The 17,722-nt window shown below is 61.9% G+C and carries 13 protein-coding genes; 5 read left to right on the top strand and 8 right to left on the bottom strand.

What is annotated here, in order from left to right; genetic code table 11:
• Positions 1-159 precede the first annotated feature (159 nt).
• From PLL20_05280 to pyrE, 4 genes are all read left to right on the top strand, one after another.
• Positions 160-3,315, top strand: a complete 3,156-nt coding sequence (locus PLL20_05280) for a hypothetical protein (protein ID HPD29385.1) — start codon at positions 160-162, stop codon at positions 3,313-3,315.
• Positions 3,316-3,416: 101 nt separating this feature from the next.
• Entirely contained in the window at positions 3,417-4,100 is a 684-nt protein-coding gene (locus PLL20_05285; protein HPD29386.1) for a PEP-CTERM sorting domain-containing protein, read from the top strand.
• Positions 4,101-4,376: 276 nt separating this feature from the next.
• Positions 4,377-7,823 (top strand): hypothetical protein, encoded by a 3,447-nt coding sequence (locus tag PLL20_05290; protein HPD29387.1) that lies wholly within the window; start codon positions 4,377-4,379, stop codon positions 7,821-7,823.
• A gap of 228 nt (positions 7,824-8,051) precedes the next feature.
• The gene (gene pyrE / locus PLL20_05295) at positions 8,052-8,576 is read left to right on the top strand and encodes an orotate phosphoribosyltransferase (GenBank protein ID HPD29388.1); all 525 of its coding nucleotides are present in this window, start codon (positions 8,052-8,054) and stop codon (positions 8,574-8,576) included.
• A 124-nt stretch (positions 8,577-8,700) separates the two neighbouring features.
• On the opposite strand, the gene PLL20_05300 is transcribed toward pyrE, so the two are convergent.
• From PLL20_05300 to PLL20_05315, 4 genes are all read right to left on the bottom strand, one after another.
• Positions 8,701-8,994: a hypothetical protein gene (locus tag PLL20_05300; protein HPD29389.1), complete on the bottom strand. Its 294-nt coding sequence runs from the start codon at positions 8,992-8,994 to the stop codon at positions 8,701-8,703.
• 375 nt (positions 8,995-9,369) lie between these two features.
• Positions 9,370-10,254: a metallophosphoesterase gene (locus PLL20_05305; protein HPD29390.1), complete on the bottom strand. Its 885-nt coding sequence runs from the start codon at positions 10,252-10,254 to the stop codon at positions 9,370-9,372.
• Positions 10,255-10,317: 63 nt separating this feature from the next.
• Positions 10,318-10,899, bottom strand: coding sequence for a hypothetical protein (locus PLL20_05310; GenBank protein HPD29391.1), 582 nt, complete (start codon positions 10,897-10,899; stop codon positions 10,318-10,320).
• A gap of 81 nt (positions 10,900-10,980) precedes the next feature.
• Positions 10,981-11,214 carry a hypothetical protein gene (locus tag PLL20_05315; GenBank protein HPD29392.1) on the bottom strand — a complete coding sequence of 78 codons (234 nt, stop codon included), beginning with the start codon at positions 11,212-11,214 and terminating at the stop codon, positions 10,981-10,983.
• A 376-nt stretch (positions 11,215-11,590) separates the two neighbouring features.
• Here PLL20_05315 and PLL20_05320 point away from each other — a divergent pair, with 376 nt between their 5' ends.
• On the top strand, positions 11,591-12,295 hold the full coding sequence (locus tag PLL20_05320) for a YiiX/YebB-like N1pC/P60 family cysteine hydrolase (GenBank protein HPD29393.1): 705 nt from the start codon (positions 11,591-11,593) through the stop codon (positions 12,293-12,295).
• Positions 12,296-12,472: 177 nt separating this feature from the next.
• On the opposite strand, the gene PLL20_05325 is transcribed toward PLL20_05320, so the two are convergent.
• The 4 genes from PLL20_05325 to PLL20_05340 all read right to left on the bottom strand — a co-directional run bounded on the left by PLL20_05325 (position 12,473) and on the right by PLL20_05340 (position 17,603).
• Positions 12,473-14,299 carry an NlpC/P60 family protein gene (locus PLL20_05325; protein HPD29394.1) on the bottom strand — a complete coding sequence of 609 codons (1,827 nt, stop codon included), beginning with the start codon at positions 14,297-14,299 and terminating at the stop codon, positions 12,473-12,475.
• Between the two features lie 175 nt (positions 14,300-14,474).
• The gene (locus PLL20_05330) at positions 14,475-16,895 is read right to left on the bottom strand and encodes a hypothetical protein (GenBank protein ID HPD29395.1); all 2,421 of its coding nucleotides are present in this window, start codon (positions 16,893-16,895) and stop codon (positions 14,475-14,477) included.
• Between the two features lie 119 nt (positions 16,896-17,014).
• Entirely contained in the window at positions 17,015-17,353 is a 339-nt protein-coding gene (locus PLL20_05335; GenBank protein HPD29396.1) for a type II toxin-antitoxin system PemK/MazF family toxin, read from the bottom strand.
• A 1-nt stretch (position 17,354) separates the two neighbouring features.
• The gene (locus PLL20_05340; GenBank protein ID HPD29397.1) at positions 17,355-17,603 is read right to left on the bottom strand and encodes a hypothetical protein; all 249 of its coding nucleotides are present in this window, start codon (positions 17,601-17,603) and stop codon (positions 17,355-17,357) included.
• Positions 17,604-17,722: the final 119 nt, after the last annotated feature.

Here is a 17,722-nt window from a genome sequence, read left to right on the forward strand (position 1 = left end):
TTTCCCAGTACAAGGACAATATCCGGACAGGCCGTTGGAGGGTAGGAAACAGGACGTTTTGCACATCTCCGGGCATTCTGCGATTCCAACCGGTCAGGTCGACGGTTCCGGAACGGTCTCAGGCGCAACGCCGCCATCGGCGGGAAAAGGAGAAAAGCCGTGAGAGAACAGAAGCAGCATATCCAACTGCTATGTGTATCTGTTGCCGTAATCATGTCCTGTTTTGTTGCCGTGTCCGCAATTGGCGAAGTGACCTTCGACGGGGTCATCGGTTTTGGCGCCGGCGAGGAATGGGCCAACGCGGAATCGACGGCGGTGCAGGACAACTACACCGGCTATGGCGATCAGGTCTGGAATGATCCAGCGGTCGTCGGCTCAGAGTTGGATGAGTTATACGTCCGGACGGACGGCACGTACCTTTACGTCGGCGTCACCGGCAATCTGCAATTCGACGGCAACGCTATCGTGTTGTTGCTGGACACTGATTTGACCCCCGGGGTCGGGCAGAACGTCCTCGCCACGGAGATCGCGCCGATCATCAGCGAAATGCCATGTTCCTCGGTCGGGCCTCCTTTCGCGGTCCCCAATTTGGGGCAGGCGCTGGCCACCAACAACAATGGCACGCCGGATGACCCCAGCGACGACCTGACCATTCGAGATCCCGCCTCCACCGGAACGTTGCTGGACAGCGGCTTCGAACCGGACCACGCGATCGCGGTCGACACTTTCGGCGGAACGGTCCACGTGACCCAATATGACCTGTATTCCGCGTCGCTTGGAACCTGGGATGATCCCGGAACGAACAACGGCGTAACTCCCTGCTTCGACCGCATTGAGTCTCTGCCCTACTATGCCGCGCGGATCTATCGAGGCCAAGTCGCGGTGGACAGCAACGACGGCACGCTGAGCGGCGGCACCAACCCCAACGGCTCGCAGTACGCTTTCAACAACCAGGGGACACAGGGTGTCACCGCGACAGCGGTGGCCGCTGCCGGGTCGGGCCTGCCGGGCGATCCTCGCACTCAGACCCAAGGCCTGGAGGCCAAAATTCATCTGGCCGACCTCGGCTATACACCACCACTGACCAGCGACTTGACGATCAGGATAAGCGTACTTCTCATCGGCGGCGGGGGGTTGGTCAGCAACCAATCTCTGCCGGGCACGGCGCGTGGCACCAATCAGACCAACCTCGGCTATCGACCCGACTACACTGCCGTTGCCGGCAATCAGTATGCAACCGTGACGAGATCGGTCCAGGCCTTCAGCCCGAACATCGACGGGATGAACACGGTCAGTGAATTCGGTCTGGCCAACCTGGTCGCAAGCCAGGACACGGTGACGAGCTTCGCCGATCGAACGGCAGTCTGCACCTATTTGACCAACGGGTCCGAACTCGACGAGCTTTATCTGCGAACCGACGGCAATTACCTGTACATCGGGCTGACCGGCAACCTCGAGGAGAACGGCAATTCCCAGATTATCCTTCTGGACGTGACGGACGGCGGCCAGAACGTTCTGGCCACCGAGATCGCGCCGGATGGGCCTGTCGAGAATTGCCCCGGTAATGGACCACCCGGTGCCGTTCAAGGACTTGGTCAGCCCCTCATTCGGAACGTCGGCAACGAGACCATTCGTGATCCGGGTTCAACGGGTACCACGCTCGAAGCGGGTTTTTCGCCTGACTACGCAATCGCGATTGACACAGACGGCGGCTGGCTGCACGTGACACAGTATGATCTGTCGGCCGCCGTGCTCGGGCAGTGGAACGATCCAACCACGCCGGAAGGCGGGTTGGGCGATTGTACCGAGGCGCCCATCGAACAACTCGACTACTTTGCGACACGCGTTTTCCGAGGCGAAGTCCAGATCAACAGCAGCAGCGGCATGCTGTCCGGCGGCACGAACCCGAACGGTTCGGAGTACGCCTACAACAATACCGGCACCGCCGGTGTGACGGGCGAGAGCGCAAACGCCCCGCCCGCGCCGGGTTCCGGTTTGCCGGGCGACCCAAGAAGCCAAACGCGCGGGTTGGAGGCGAAGATTTCGCTGGCGGATCTGGGGCTGACGCCGCCGATCAGCGGCGATTTGGCCCTCAAGGTGGCGGTGCTTCTGACCGCCCCCGACGGGTACGTCAGCAACCAGACGTTGCCAGGGATTCAGAACGGCAATGACCATGCCACGAATCTCGGGCCGCGGCCCGATTTCACGACGGTGACGGGAACGCAGTTCGCCCAGGCGATCCTGACGCCGGCTGCTTTCTTCCCCACATTGGACGGCCGCGACATTGTGGCCGAGTTTGGCACGAGCAACGCTGTCGCCAGCCAGGACACGGTGACCAGCTTCGGTGACCGCGTTCAGGCCCAATGCCAGCCCGTTCTTGCCCCCGGATCAGAGATCAACCAGATCTTCGTTCAGGACGGGCTCGACAACCTTTCCATCGACGTCGCTGTCACAGGCAACTTGGAGGCCAACGGCAACCAGTTGGTCGTGTTCCTTGACACCGTGGCGGGCGGTGAGTTCACCTTGGATGCCAACGCCGGACGAATCGGCGGAATGGCCGGTGATACGGTTCCCCTCGAAGCCGATTTCGCCCTGGTGGTCAATATCTGGAGTTCCGTCGCTTACGTTGATCTGATCAACCTTCAGACGAACCAGAGCATTTACATCGGGTCCAACCCGGTGAACTCGGGCGAGGGCGTGCTCGACAACGGCGGGGTGGTACCAGATTGGCGGGTCGCGATCAACAACATGAACGTGGTCGGCGTCAACAATCGGTCGGCCGATGACCCGATCTATAACCCCTTGGGTATCCAGCCCAATAACGCCAAGACGGCCACCACCGGATTCGAAATCTCGATCCCGGCGTATGCGGTGGGTTCTCCCACTGAGGGTGATCCAATCTGCCTGTTTGCGATGATAACCAACAGTTACGCCGGGTGGCTTTCAAATCAGTTCCTCCCGGCAGGATTAGGCGGCGGCCGACCCAACTATAACGACGGAATTGATGATCTGGCGGCCGCGGGCTATTCGTGCCTCACCACTTACATCGGTCCTCCTCCGCCAGGCTGTCCCGATCCGAGATACGACGCGGACGGGGACAATGACGTCGACCAGGCGGATTTCGCCGCGTTCCAGGCCTGTTATACCGGCAGCGGTGGCGGGGTTGGAGCCGGTTGCGCATGCTTTGACTGGAACCCCGCGACGGGGGAGGGAGACTTCGATATTGATGCGGAGGATTACGGCCTGTTTGAATTCTGTGCTTCCGGTCCGGGAGTTCCAGCGGACAAGACTTGCGACGACCCGGTGGAACCCTGATCGGCTTGTATGCGGGACTTTGGGGAGTAATCAGTAGTACTAGGTGTGTGCGGTATGAGGGTCAGTATTTGAGCCAGCTCTATAAGAGGAGGAGCGAAAACATGAGGAATGTGACTGTTGTCTTTGTGGCTGCGGTCGCCATGGCCGTGGCTCCGTTGTTCGGCGACTATTACATCGCCGGCGATTTCAATGGTTGGAACCCGGCCGGCACCGCCATGACCGACCTGGGCAGTGGCATCTGGCAGGCAAACCTGACCGGCGTCGGCGGTCGGCATGAGTTCAAGGTCACGACGGGGAGTTGGGACCAAAACTGGCCCGGCAGCGGGAACAGTTGGTTCTTTGGCGATGGTGACGGCAAGGTCACCATCACATTCAACGCCAACGACATCCAGGACGGCTGGAGAGGCAACTGGGGCCGCATGGGCCTGAGCACCGATCCAGGGACCTGGACGGCGGTCGGCGACTGGCAGGGCTGGAATAATGCCAACCCGGCGACCGCGATGGTGGCACAGGGCGGCGGGATCTACAAGTATCAGCAGACGCTGGCCCCTGGTTGGTACCAGTGGAAGGCCGTGGTTACGGGTTCTTGGGACGCCATTGGCGACGACTTTCGCGGCGTCAATGCGAACACGACCTGGTTTGAAGTGACCGCAGCGAACCCGACCGCCGTATTCCAGGTTGATGCTCTGACCGGCATCATCCGCGTGGATGTGGTACCCGAGCCGGCAGCGGTGATTCTGGTGCTGGTCGGCGGCCTGTTGTGCCTGCGGCGACGCCGCTCGTAAGAACCTATCCGGACGGGCTTTCGGCCGGTCGGGGGTTTGGGGACGGGCTCCAAGCCGCCTTGCCCCGAGGGCCGGCATTCTGGAAAGAGGCGGCCGCGGCGGCGCGTGAGGATTACCACGCAAACTACATGGGCGAGGTGTTGACCCAGCAATGAGTCCACGTCCTGGCCGGGATGGGCGCGGGGGTAATTGACGGCTGCTGTCGCCCGGGGCTGGGTACATGCGCCGCCCGGCCACGGCGGCTCCACCCTGCCGTCTGTCGCGGAGCACCGGGTCATGGCAAGACGATGGACGACGAGATCGATGGCCTGTTCGGCATGCTTGGCCCTTGTGTCGGCGGCTGTCGGCCAAGGCGTGCCGGTTACTCTCCAGTGGTTCGAAACATCCTGGCAAACCATAGAAGACCGCACGGCTGATGCCTTCATCGCCGGCTACGGCCAGGTCTGGACGCCTCCACCCAGCAAGGCGGAAGGTGGAACCTCGAACGTCGGCTACGCGGTCTTCGACCGTTTTGACCTCGGCTCCCCGTCCGGCCCGACACGTTACGGCACGCGAGCGGGCTTCGAGGCGGTCGTGGCCGAGCAAAACAAGGCGGCCATCGGCACCTTCATTGACCTGATCCTGAACCACAACGGCTTCTCGTCCAAGGACACGCCGGGGTTCGAGGCCACTGGAGACTACCCCGGATTCGTGGTCAGCGGCGGGCCCGAAGGCCACGGCGATTTCCATGCGCCCGGAGCCAGTTGCAACTCCAGCCCGACCACTTGTTGGATCTCGAACCTGGCCGACATCGGCCAGGAATTCAATATCGCGTACATTCGGCATCCGGTCACATCCGGGGACCCGCAGAACATCCCGGCCGGAACGGCGTATGATCGGCCAAGCCCGAACAACCGGCAGTTCTATTCGGACAACGATCTGCCGGCCAACAGCATCGGCATCCATCCGTTCAACACGAGCAATCCCATGGCCGGCGATCCCGTGGCAGAGAACGCCACCGGACTTCTGCTGCGCTACTGCCGATGGCTGATCGAGGTCGTCGGAGTCGATGGCTTTCGGATCGACGCCTGTAAACATACCCCCGACTGGTTTTGGCGGGATTTTTATGACCGTCACGTCTGGCTGCGGGGCAAGCCGGATCTCAGCGGCGCGCCGACCACGCCGCTAAGCTTCGGGGAGTCGATCCTGGGCAATCCCGAGATTGCCGCTTTCGTGTGCAAAGGCACCACCGGCAACTGCAACACCTCCGGCGGGGTCACCGGCAATCGCGACGCCCTGGACTTCCCGCTCTATTACGCCATCCACGACATGCTCAGCCAGAACGGCTTCGGCAACTGGTCCAGCGTGGTGAACGCCAGCTTCGATGGGTACTTCGACGGCAACGCCAATAACGGCGACTTCGGTGTCACCTTCGTCGAGAACCACGACGCCGGGCAGCCGCTGCCCTCACCGGGGCTGCTCGCCTATGCCTATCTCCTGACCCGAGCGGGCTTGCCGATTGTCTACTACCAGGCCGGTGAGTTCGGCAGCGTCAGCTTTCCGCGGCCCAGCCGGTCCGATCCGCTGGGGAACGACGACAGCTATCTCACCACCCTCGTGGATGTCCACAACGAGTACGCCCGCGGCAGCTACCTCGAACGATGGATCGACGGAGACGTACTGATCTACGAACGTGACAATGCCTGCCTGGTGGGCCTCAACGATCGCCATGACAACGGGTACGATCAAAGAACGGTGCAGACGAGCTTCACGGCCGGCACCCGCCTCAAGGAGCTTACCGGCAATGCGACCGACGTAGCCGTCGATCCCACCAACGCCATCTGGGACGTTATCACGGTCGACGCCGGCGGCCAGGCCACGATCCGCGTGCCGAGAAACAGGAACGTGAACGGAGATTGGCATGGACGCGGTTACGTAGTGTACGGTCCGGTGAATCCAGACGGTGACCTCTTCGTGACACCGGTGGCCGAGACGATCCCGGCGGACTCGCCGTCCAAACCCAACGGTACGCGGCGACTCACCCCTATTGACGTGATCACCGCCGACCAGTTCGAGGTCCGTCTCGAGACCGTTGACGCCGATCCGCTCGACCCGGCCGAGGATGATCTGGCCCTGCTGCGGATGGACATGGGAATGGACATCAACGGCAATGGCTATATCGACAGTCTGGACCCCGGTTTTGTGGGTTATGGCTACGAGCATTTCCTGACCGAGTCGGTCTCGCTCGAATCGGGCGGCGTGGACATCGGCGGCGTGCAGAAGGGCCTCTACCGTCAGATCATCGATGCAACATCGCTTTCCGAGGGGCGGCATTATCTCGGCGTCATCGCCTTCCGTTCCCGACCCGCCGGGTCGCCGCCGATTTTCGAGACGTGGCGCAAGGTCATTCTGATCGATCGGCTGGCTCCGACAATGACGTTGGCCGATCCGCCGCCGGGTACGCCGATCACCTCGAGCATGTATCAGATTGCGGTGCGTTCGCCCGACCGCACCGCCACGCGGGTACATCTGTTCCTGGACCAGCAGCCGGGGACCGACGTCGTCGCTCTGGCCGAAGCCGGGCAGGGGCTGGCCACGCAAACAGACAGGGACACGTTCGCCCGCACGTTCACCGGGATGAACGAGGGGCACCATCGACTTGACGTCGTGGCCTATGAACCGACCAGAGCTGAGCCCGGCGTCACGACGATCACCGGCATCCTCGTGCAGATCAACGGCTTCGACGGTCTGGGCGACATGAACAACGACAACCGAACCAACAACCGTGACATTTTCTCTTTCGTTCAAATGGCCGGAGCCGGCAATCAGTTCAGTCCCGCCGGCGACATGAACGGCAACGGACTGGTCGATCAGGACGACGTGCCCCTATTTGCCGATCGGATGTACGGGGCCGGCTTGCCGCAGGGACCGGGACATGAGGCAACGGCGTCCGGCGGAAGTCAGATCAGCACCGGTCAGTCCTTCTTCTGGCTTCAGGAGGAAGCCGCGTTCAGCCGCTTGGGCAGCGTCACCAACCCCGATGTGCAGTTGGTGGCCGGCAGATCGGTGCCGCTGTATCTCTGGTTCAACAAGGCCACGGCCCCCCTGGGTTTCGACGGCATCAGCTTCGATGTGCGACTGAGGAGCGACGACGGAGGGTCAGCCCAGGCGTCGATATCGATCGATGAACCACCCGGCCGCTGGTACGGGGCCACTGCCGGCACAACCCGAACCGACACGGGCGGCCAGGGCATCGATGATGCCAATGCCTTCGATCTGTCCAACACCGACACCCTGCCGGACAACCCGAGCCGGTTCGCCACGCTGAGCTTGACCGGAGTGACACCAGGGACGGTCAAGGTGTTTCTCTGCGTGGGCGGTCTGGGAATAGCCGACAGCGGCGACGGTGCCGTCGTGTGGCTCGGATTCAATAACGGGCAGACCACGCCGGAGAACACGAACATCGGCGGCAACGTATTTGGCTTGTGCTCGTCGGTTCCCGAGGCGACCATCCACGTGTCGGCCCCTGTGCCGGGCGATTTCGACTTCGACACCGACGTGGACCAGGAGGATTTCGGCCATTTGCAGGAGTGCCTCAACGGCTCGACCGTGCCGCAGACCGAGCCTCGCTGCAATGACGCCTCGCTGGACGGCGATGAGTTCGTCGATGAGGCGGACATGAGGGTCTTTTTGAGCTGTCTGTCGGGTGCCGGCGTGCCCGGCAATCCGGATTGCGCGGGCTGAACACCGGGGGCCGGTTTGAGATTCGGACGCAGTTTGTATCTCATGTTGGCGAGCGAAACCTGCCGGCAATCGCGATTCTGCGAACAGGGAGCACGTTTCCCAGGGCGAGAGCCTCCACGTCGCCTGCGGGGGACGTCCGGAACGGCCGATGGGCGTCGCGGCTTGTTTTGCGCCGCGGTCCTTCGTGGTATGATCCCTCGCCGAGTTTCTGTTATGGAGACCACAGGCATGACCGACCGGGAACTGTTTGACGCAGTGGCGGCGGCGGCTTTGCTGCGAGGCGATTTCACCCTTCGCTCGGGCCGCAAGAGCAAGTATTACCTTGACAAGTATCTGTTCGAGGCCGAACCGAAGATCCTTCGCGAGCTGGGCGAGCGATTCGCCGGACATATCAGTCCTCAGACAACACGGATCGCGGGCGCAGAACTCGGCGGCGTGGCTCTGGCCGCCTCCACCTCGATGGCCTCAGGCTTGCCGTTCGTGATCATCCGCAACGCCAAGAAGGACTATGGCACGAAGAAGATGTACGAAGGCAAGATCGAGAAAGGCGACCTCATTCTCCTGGTCGAGGATGTCGCCACCACCGGCGGCCAGGTGCTCGAGGCAGCCAAGACCATCACCGAGGCCGGGGCGACCGTCGAGAAGATCGTGGCGGTGATCGACCGCCAGGAAGGTGCCCGTGAGAACATCGAAGGCGCCGGTTTCGTCTTCGAGGCTCTGATGACCAAGACGGATTTAGGGATTGATGAGTAGACAAGAAGCTGCTCGCTCTCGGCCGTCGGCCATGAGTCAGGATGGTACCCACGGTATGTGTCCCTGACCGCGAAAGCCAAGAGAGTTTGCAGGTTGCCCCGTCGGCGGCAGCAGGCGGACGTAATCATGGCTCGGCGAATCCTATGCCGAGCGGTCGCGATGCCGAGGTTTTTCGGTCCGGTTTCCGTTTCAGGAGGGCTTCCGGGCTCATCAGGCCGAACAGCGGCATTGCGGTCATATCCCAGAACGCCTCCCGGCGGGCCTGCTCCGGGGGATCGCTCCTGAGCTTCGGCTGTTCCAGCGTTTGCCTGTAGCCGCGATAACAGATTTCCGCTTCCCATCCCATTTCGTAAAAGCGCAACGCCGCCGCTTGGGAAGCCTCTCGACGATCCTCTCGCAGGCCTTCATGAGACTGCATCGCAGAGCCGCATCCGTCTCCCACATCATCAGCATCGCGGTCAGGACCAGATACTCCACCGACCACCGTCCGGCCTTCGGGCGCCATTGCTTTCGGCCCGTCTCCCGTCCTTCCAGCGACGAAGAAGGGGAGGCGGAAGATGGAGTCTGACGGCCCACAGCAAAGCTTGCCGATGTGAAGACCGAACAACCCTTTGCTCGTGCGTGCGCGAGTACATGCCGCGCCTTCTTGTTGACGTTCTTGTCGCGCGAGAAGAAAACCATCGGCAAGGAGGCCGCTCTCTCTACTCCTTGTCTTCATCTACATCACGAGGCACGGCGGCCAACAGCCTTATGGAGCAAGCTGATTGCCGACCGGTGAAAGCTGACGGCTCCCTCATTTCGCCGCCAGGCACACCTTTTCCGGCACGACATCCACCGGGTAGTACCGGTGGACGAGCCGGTCCCTGTACACCTCGACGATCCGCAAACCGGAGGGGTCTTTTCGGAGCGGTTTACCGATCGGGCCGGTTGAGACGATCTCCATCCGGCCGTGTCGGGTGATGCTGTCGCCGTGGCGATGGCCGCAGAAGACGGCCGAGACGCCGGCCTGCGTCAACCAATCGAGATACCGGCCTCGACGCGATAGGGGAATGTTCTCATAGGCGTCCGGTTCGTCGGCCGTCTTGTTGAACCACGGATGGTGCTGGAAGACGATGCGGTGGACCGGCCGTGGCTGTTGCGGGTCGGTCAGCTCGTGCCGGAGCCACGTTTCCTGCCGCTCCATTTCCTCCGGCGCCTTGGACGGGTCGTGGATCAGTGTGGTGTTGATGACCACGAAGCGGCATCCGCCGTGGTTGAAGGCGTACCAGTCTGAGCCGAACCGTTGCCGGTAGCGTTCAAGGCCGGCGGGAGTGGGCGTGTTCTCGACGTCGTGATTGCCCGAGACGAGATGCAGGGGAATGCCGGGGTCCAGTCGGCCGGCAACACGCAGGAACTCGGCGGCTTGGCCTTCGTCGCCCGGCCTGTTGATCAGATCGCCGCAGATGACCACGAACGCCGGCCGTAAGCGGTTGGCATGATCGAGAGCCTGGCTGAAGAGAGCCGTCTCCTTCTCGACGTCCTTGTCGCCGGAGAACATCCCGAACTGCGGGTCGGCCATTTGGATGAAAAAGAACGGGCCCTGCCAGCGAGCCTGCGGATCTGTCACGCAGCCGATGAGGGGGGAGAGAAACAGAATAAGGATGGCTGCCCACTTCGAACGTGTAGTGCATTCTGTCATTGCGAATTCCCTGTTGATCGAGATTGTCCCATTTCTCGCGGAGCGAGGAATGGGTGATCATGACTACTCCACAAGACAACCGAAGGCAATCGAAAGGGTAGAGAGTGTCGCCCACGTTGTGAAGGCAATTGCCCCGACAATCGTCCCGCCACCCGGTCGTCTCAGGCAGTCAGCAATCCACAGGACACCCCAGGAGATCAGACACACGACGAACAGGCGATGTGGGGGCCAGATAAGCCCGTGTGGACGCCGGCTTGTCTCCCATATGGCAATCTCAACCAGAGCATAGTACCCGCCGAGTAGCAATAACCCCGCGACCATGACCAAGCGGGGCATCGGGGCGCGGACGGCATTTCGCAATCCTTTGACTGTCGGATAGAAGCGCAGGTCTCGTTTTGATGAAGCCCCGTGGATTCGTTGAACGCCCAGGTCAACTGTCACGATAACCGCCACGCCGACGCCAAACCGCAAGGCCCAAAAGAGAGCGTTCCGCGCCGCGTAGGTCAGCCACGTACCAGACACGTATACCGGGTGTGGTTGAGTGATTGCACTGTCAAGGATGAACAGGAGAAAGGTGGAACCAAAGTAACCAGCGACAACGATCCCCGCACGCAGGATCATCGGCCTCATCTTGGATTCAGTCATGTTCATGCGCCAAGCGGCAGGTGGCATGGGTTTTGCCCGACGTCATGCCGGTCGCGAGATCCTGGGTCTCGGCCGGCATGCTTACTCTTCACCAATCCCGAACGCCTGAGCATCGTCACGTCGGTCCTTCAAAGCTCGATCGAGGATCCGACGCATCTGGTGTTCAACCTCGTCAACGTTCCGTTTGTCTGCGGGCAGTGTCATCCAGCAAAAGTGGATCGCTTGGCGGATTTGCTGGTCAATCTGCCCAGGGCCAAACATGCTTCGAAACTTGTCAGCAGCGTCGGGGTCATCCTGCGAGAAGGCTGCCATCATGGTCAACTTCCTTCGTGGGTGTGCGGATGACTGTGCAATCCCGCAGATCGGGCTCTGCCCGCTGCCGACGATAACAGTGCCCGGGATAAGGGGATAATGAGCTTTGTCGGGGCGCAGGTCAAGTGGTACTAAACCGTCGGCGCGTCTGAAGCCGATGCTTATGGTATCCTGCGAGCGGGCGTATGGGCCCCGGCCGGTCCGGGGAGGGGCACCTACCCCCGGCAATGGCTTTTTCTGGGCGTTTGCGTTAAGATTCCCGCTGACTTCGAACCGCCGGCCTTTCGCCGGCCGGGCTTCGCGGCCGATGCCTTCGAGGACCTGCGATATGACAAAACGCCTTCTCACGGTGTCTGCGCTTCTGGCAGCAGGATGCCAGATGACACCGATCCCGGTCTCCGTTGAGAAATTCAATGAGCAGGCCAAACAGGACGTTCCCGTTCTCGAGCCTGTCTTGAAGGAGGGCGACATCATCTTCCGCCTCAGTCGCACCCCGCTGGCCGGCGGTCTTGTTGACTTCAGCAAGGTGGTCGCGGAGGCGACTGAGAGCGACCTCTCCCACGCCGCGCTCGTCTATCGCGTTGCTCCCGATGGCATCATCCTGGTCGACGTCTCGCCCGTGGGGATCTCGCGGCGATACCTGGTCGACTGGTACCAAGATGGCACGTGGAATACGGTCGTGCGGCGGCTCCGGCCCGAGTATCAGTATCTCGTCCCGCTCGTGCTGGCCGAGGTTGACAGGCTCATCGCCGAGGATGTCCTCTACGATCAGAAGTTCATTCCCGACGACGACCGTTTCTACTGCACCGAGTTTATCGACCACTGTTTCCGGGTTGCCGGACGGCCCTTGGCTCCGCGGATACGCATCAAGGATTTTCCAAATAACGGTCTCGTGATGTACATCGGCTGCGCGATCGGTGGCATCGACATGAACAACGAGGTCGTGGTGGCCGGCAATCAACGAATTGGCCTCTTTTCCTCGTCCATGTTGGAGACCGTGATCGACCTGCGTACCTCGCCGCCGACCGCGAGCCCTCGCCCTGATCCGGTGCTGACTTCCTATCGTCCGGTGCCTTGGCCTTGAGCCCGCAAGGCCGGTCGGAACGATTTGCATTTGCCTGCGGCAGCCGATCTCCGGGGCGGCTCGATCCATAGCCGCAACAACGATCAAAACCCGCGTGTGACGGACTTCGTCTACCTGTAATGGCCTCTTGGCTGGAGCTAATAGCTGATCGCTGACGGCTGATCGCCGGGGGCTTCCTCACGGCCTCTTCGCCCCAACGAAGCACTGATCCCAATACTGCTCGTAGAGTCGGTCGCCCTTTTGGAGGCTGCTGATCTGCACGGCCGGCGGCGACGAATGAACGAAATGCGTCGAGCTGATCGCAATCCCCGTGTGGAAAATCTTGCCGTAATTGTCGAGGAAGTAGAGCCGGTCACCCGGCCGGATGGTATCGCGATACCAGCGCGTGGCCACCAGCTTGCCACTGAGGAACTGCTGCGTGGCGTCGCGGGCGATCGGCAGGCCGCTGCGATCAAAGAGATTGTTGACCATACCGCTGCAATCCAGCCCCAGAGGCGACCGCGCCCCAAACACATACGGAACATACAGCATTTCCAGCGCGGGCATGATCCGCGGTCGGGTCGTCGCGAAATCATCGATCACGCGGACCGAGCCGGATGGAACGACAGCAGCTTCACCCAAGGGGGTCCGGATGGAGATGTCCCAGGGCGTTTGTACGACCAGCGGCAGGCGCGCCCCGGCCGGGACTTGCGTTCCGCTGATCTCGATGGTCTTCAGCACCGCCGCTTGCTTCGAGTTGAGCAAAGACTCGAACTGCGACGGCTCGATGATCCGAACCGCCTCCTGTCGGACCCAACCCCAATAGCCGTCGCTCGCGTGAACAAGGTACCAGCCGTCGCGGTGGTCGAGCAGCCAGAGAAGTTCACCGTATAGCAGTTGGGTCTGAACATTACCGAGATCCGACGGCCTGCTGTAGGTCCGCGCCGTCGAGACGGTCACGGCGGCAAACCTGTGCCCGTCGAGCCGCCCGTTCTCCGGCAGGCAACGCATCTCGTTGCGGACCCGTTCAATGCCGGCTCTCTTGAGTGCTCTTTCCAGTGTGCCGGCCAGAGCCGGCGCCGTCGTGGCTCCGCGCAGTACGACATCGCCTTCCTCGATGCTGACCTGCGGATTGAAATAGACCGTGGTTGCATCCGTCAGACTCGTCCGGCGAAACATGTCACAGAACCACGCGGCCTGCTCAAGGGGTAAATCTCCTGACGGCCGGATGGTTTGGACGATGGTCATGATCCTGTCGGCTTCGGGACGCATCGGCCGCACCGCGCCCAGATCGACGGCCGACGGAGCGCTCTGCGGCCAGCGGGTCGAACGCGAAGCGGCCAGCGACTCGCGCCGCCCGGCCGCGAAAGTCGCGATGGCCCGGTAAAGACGCTCGGCCATGAGGCGATGGGGCGGCGGGGCGAAGCACCGGGTCGCGGGTTGCGTCGCCGCCATCCGAATTCTGATCGCAGGCGCGTTGAGACCGGCAACGATGTCCGCGGGGCCGGCATGCCCCCCGAGCGAGTTTGCGACAGTCTCCGCAAATTGCTGTGACGGGGGTTCCGATGAAGCGGCTCGAACAATCAGCTTGGCACCGGCTTGTGCCCCGTTCTTAGCGGGAGGCTCAAGGATGACGCACAGGTCGCACTTGGCGGCGGAGGCGGTGCGGGCGAGGTCGGCGCGGTCGAGGGTGTCCGGGGAGGGGAGCAGGTCGGCATCGGTGCGGTACATCGCCGGGATGCCGCTACCCCCCCGTACGAGGTGATAGAAGTAGCCGGCGGTGAGCAGGTTGAGGCGGTCCGTATCGTCTGGGCAACCGGCCCGCCGGGCCATCGGTGCAATGAGAACCACGAGCCTGTCGATTTCGCCCTGTTGCGGCTGCCAGTCGGGTTCGAATTCGCGGATGGCCTGGTCGATCACCGCGTCAAGCCGAGAATCGGCCCGCCCCGCACAGCCCAGGCTGACCGTGCATGACAACACGGCCAATGCCGATCCAAACCATCTCGTTCTCTTCGTATCGTTCACAAGAACCTCGCTTGTTTTCCGAGACCGCACATGTGGGGGCCTTTGCCCCGGACCAATTGTCGTGATCGGGACTTTGTTGTCCAGGACGGATTCGGTTGACACATGCCCACGCAGAGCCGTGGGCATGCCACCCGGTCTGAGAAACCTCGGTCATCCGTTGACGGGATGGCTGTCGTCAGTTTTTCTGCGGGGGCCAGAAGACGTAGTCGTCCGAATTGCCGTCTTTGTTCATGTTGCCGCTGGGGCTGTGGATTCCGCCGTCGTCGATGCCGTTTTCGCCGGCAGTGTAGATGGTGAAGCCGTCGCCGTCGAGGCGGTATCGAAGATCCTGGTCGGTGAATGGGTCGGCGCGGACGGATTCGCGGTGCTCGGGGGGCAGTTCGTCGAGACTGGCGGGCCAGCGGCCGTTGCGGGCCTTGAACAGGTGGGCGGCGTAGGACAGTTGGGTTGCCCGGCGTGAGGCCTCCGCCCGGGTTTGCATGTGTCGGACGCGGTCCAGAGAAGGCATGATGATTCTGGTGATGGGATTGGACTTCGCTCGCTGCTGTTCCCGTTTGGCGAAGTCCGATTCGCGGAACGCCGGGTATCCCCTGGCCATCAGCTCGTCGAATTCGCGGTAGTGTGAGTTCAACAGATCGACAGCTTCGTTGACCGTCTTGGCCGGGAGCAGCGCGGCGAAGATCATTTCGGTCGTGCTCAGGTTGCCGCCGATCTGTTTGATCTTCTCGGGGTCGGACGCGATCGCCGAACCGTCGCCGGTTGGCGCGAAAACATACTGGATCGCGTCCAGGCTGGCGGCACACTCGAAGCGGACGTAGCTTGCGGGGTGGGGGTCGGGCACATCGTACATCTGGAGGGTTTCGAGGGCGGCCTCGAGATCATCGGCGGTTTGGAATACGCCGTACTCCAGGGCCGACCTGGCGTGTTCCTGGACCAGGGCCCGCTCGGCGACGCTGACCAGCTTTTCGATGGTCGAGGCGCCCTGCTCGAGGTGCTGAGCATTGCCCAGCACCGTGGTCCAAGCGTCCTTCATCTTCTCAGCGTCGATCTGCCCGTTCTCCAGGCGCCAGGCGTTGGCCAGCGTTGTCTTGGCCAGGTATCGCGACGCGGCCAGATGCGGCAGCAGATTTTCGAAGAGCAAACCGGGGCCGTCCGGCGCTTCATAGTACTCACCGTTCTCGGTCATACGGAGGGGGGGTACCCCGTATGGTCTGGGGTCCGCCGTCGCCTCGCGGAACTTGACGAGCAACTCGTCGGCGGACTGAAAGGCCGCATCCCAATCAGGATGAGCGGCCGGGTCCCATGGTTCCGCGGTTTTCCAGCCGCCCTGCTCGAGAACGCCGATCACCCTCCATTCAGGCCCTTCACGATTGCCGAGGAGAATGTCCGCATAAGACTCCCACGCGTTTTCGCCGGCGGCGGGCACGGAATTGGCGGTATACCAGCTCATGTAGTTGACCGGATTCTGGAAGTCCGGCAGCGGCGGGAATTCATCCGGAACGTCGGTCGTCGAAACCTCCGTGAAATCGGCAGGACTCGACAAGTCGGACCCCACCTCGGCGGCCGTATCCGCTTCGGTGAATGCCTCCCAGGCGGGAGCTCCAGACGGGGTCTGCCCGAACAGATCGGACGCAGCCTCATCTGATGAGCCCGCCGATGCGAGCGCCTTCTCGGGTTGCCGCGCCGAACGTTCATCGAGCGGCGCGCAGTACAGCATCAGGTAGCTGTTGTCTTTGAGTTGGACCACCGCCGGGTCACTGCCTCCTCGCAGACATATCACCGGATGAAGCCGCCAGCGCATGCCGTCGGGCGAGCCCATGCACCGGATCTGTCCGCGTTCGCAGACGTACATGCGATAGCCTTCGCGGTCGCCCAGCACGTCACCAGGTGTCACCGGCTCACGCATCGGTCTGGCAGCCTTGAAATGGCGGCCGTCGGGGGAGGTGAAAACCCAAACGGGCGGCGGACGCATGGAGGCCCGCGCTGCCGCCGGTTTGACTGGTGTTGCCAGCAAATGCAGTTCGCGCCCCACCCAGAACGCCAGCGGATTGACCACATCTGCTCCGTCGCATCGCACGCCGACTTCAGGGTCTGTCTGATAGGTGAAACCATCTCGCGTGACTGCCGATCCCAGCCGGGCAGCCCCGTCCTGTGAAGAAGCCAGACTGAAATAGAGCCGCACCATACCGCCGGGCATCAGTGCGAGGCTCGAGCCGGCGATCTTGCCGAAATCGCCGCCGCCTCCCTTGAACACCAGTGGGCGAGGTGCCGACCACGACCGCCCGTCATCGGCCGACCACACCGCCGCAAGGACGGCGGCGGCTTCGGGCTGCGGCTGCCAGCGAAACACCACGAGCAGATGGTCGTTGGGCAGCCGGACGATATCAGGCTTTTCAGCACTCTTGACCAGGATTTCACCTGTCTCCGTGAACGAGAAACCATCCCTTGAGAGGGCGAATCGGATGACCGAGTCGATGGCCGGCGCAGGTCGCGCCCCGGCAGGGACTTCACCCCGCTCGCGTGCCCGGGTGCCGGCCACGGCCGGCTTGTCCGTGGAGACTAAAACGATGACAAAGAAGATGCCGATGCGCAGCATGACCGCGCTCCCGATGGTCCGCGGGGTATTGCCAACAAACCGAACACTCAAACAGACGCGCGACTCGGGCGGTTGTTGGGGTCAGGGAGAGAAATGATGAGGGATGCGGTCGCCCCTCTTCAATCGCCCACGATCATGTCCAGGCGATCGATGAGGGGCTGAAGCTCACTGTGGTCCACATGGGCGATGACGGGCCCCATGGTCGTCTTCCTGATCGGGGTGATCCTGCAGACCATTAGCGAGCTATCGTGGTCGAGTCGGTTGTGCGGTGTCTTCGGGACGCTGATGTCAATTGGCTGAGGGGGGTAGCTTGTGAGGGGGCAGGCCAGGATGTGAGGACTGTCTTCGTTGAATGACTCGCGAGAGACTACCACCCATTTGCGGCGCTTGCTGCCCATAGGATGATCGTCCGAAACATTAGGCCACTCGAAGACATCTCCCCGGCAGATTCTGGCCATCTCACTCTTCCTTCATGAGCTCAAGGGCTGACTGTCCGGCCTGCTCTGCAATCTCATCGAATTCCGCCAGTTCGGCCTTGCTGCGAGCCCGACAGGACTGACGGACCAACTGGTCCCTATGCTCCCGTCGCCGCTCCCGAAGCCAGGCCTCGATGGCTTGGTGCATGACCTGCGAGAAATTTAGTCCGGAAGCAAAACGATTAACTTCCTGGGCCGTCTTCTCATCGATGCGAAACGATTTTGTAATCATTCTCGTCATACTTCTCGTCTTATATCGGATTATACGATACGTATCTTCATCTGTCCACAGTGATCTGCAAATCTTTATTAATAAGTCACTTACGTCATTTATCGCTGTGTCCGAACGAC

Source organism: Phycisphaerae bacterium (assembly GCA_035384605.1).
GTDB lineage: Bacteria > Planctomycetota > Phycisphaerae > UBA1845 > PWPN01 > JAUCQB01.

Bases quoted from the DNA above. Each gene is read 5' to 3' on its own strand.
- PLL20_05285 (HPD29386.1), top strand. From the start codon at position 3,417: ATGAGGAATGTGACTGTTGTCTTTGTGGCTGCGGTCGCCATGGCCGTG.
- PLL20_05290 (HPD29387.1), top strand. From the start codon at position 4,377: ATGGCAAGACGATGGACGACGAGATCGATGGCCTGTTCGGCATGCTTG.
- pyrE (HPD29388.1), top strand. From the start codon at position 8,052: ATGACCGACCGGGAACTGTTTGACGCAGTGGCGGCGGCGGCTTTGCTG.
- PLL20_05300 (HPD29389.1), bottom strand. From the start codon at position 8,994: ATGCAGTCTCATGAAGGCCTGCGAGAGGATCGTCGAGAGGCTTCCCAA.
- PLL20_05305 (HPD29390.1), bottom strand. From the start codon at position 10,254: ATGACAGAATGCACTACACGTTCGAAGTGGGCAGCCATCCTTATTCTG.
- PLL20_05310 (HPD29391.1), bottom strand. From the start codon at position 10,899: ATGACTGAATCCAAGATGAGGCCGATGATCCTGCGTGCGGGGATCGTT.
- PLL20_05315 (HPD29392.1), bottom strand. From the start codon at position 11,214: ATGATGGCAGCCTTCTCGCAGGATGACCCCGACGCTGCTGACAAGTTT.
- PLL20_05320 (HPD29393.1), top strand. From the start codon at position 11,591: ATGACACCGATCCCGGTCTCCGTTGAGAAATTCAATGAGCAGGCCAAA.
- PLL20_05330 (HPD29395.1), bottom strand. From the start codon at position 16,895: ATGCTGCGCATCGGCATCTTCTTTGTCATCGTTTTAGTCTCCACGGAC.
- PLL20_05335 (HPD29396.1), bottom strand. From the start codon at position 17,353: ATGGCCAGAATCTGCCGGGGAGATGTCTTCGAGTGGCCTAATGTTTCG.
- PLL20_05340 (HPD29397.1), bottom strand. From the start codon at position 17,603: ATGATTACAAAATCGTTTCGCATCGATGAGAAGACGGCCCAGGAAGTT.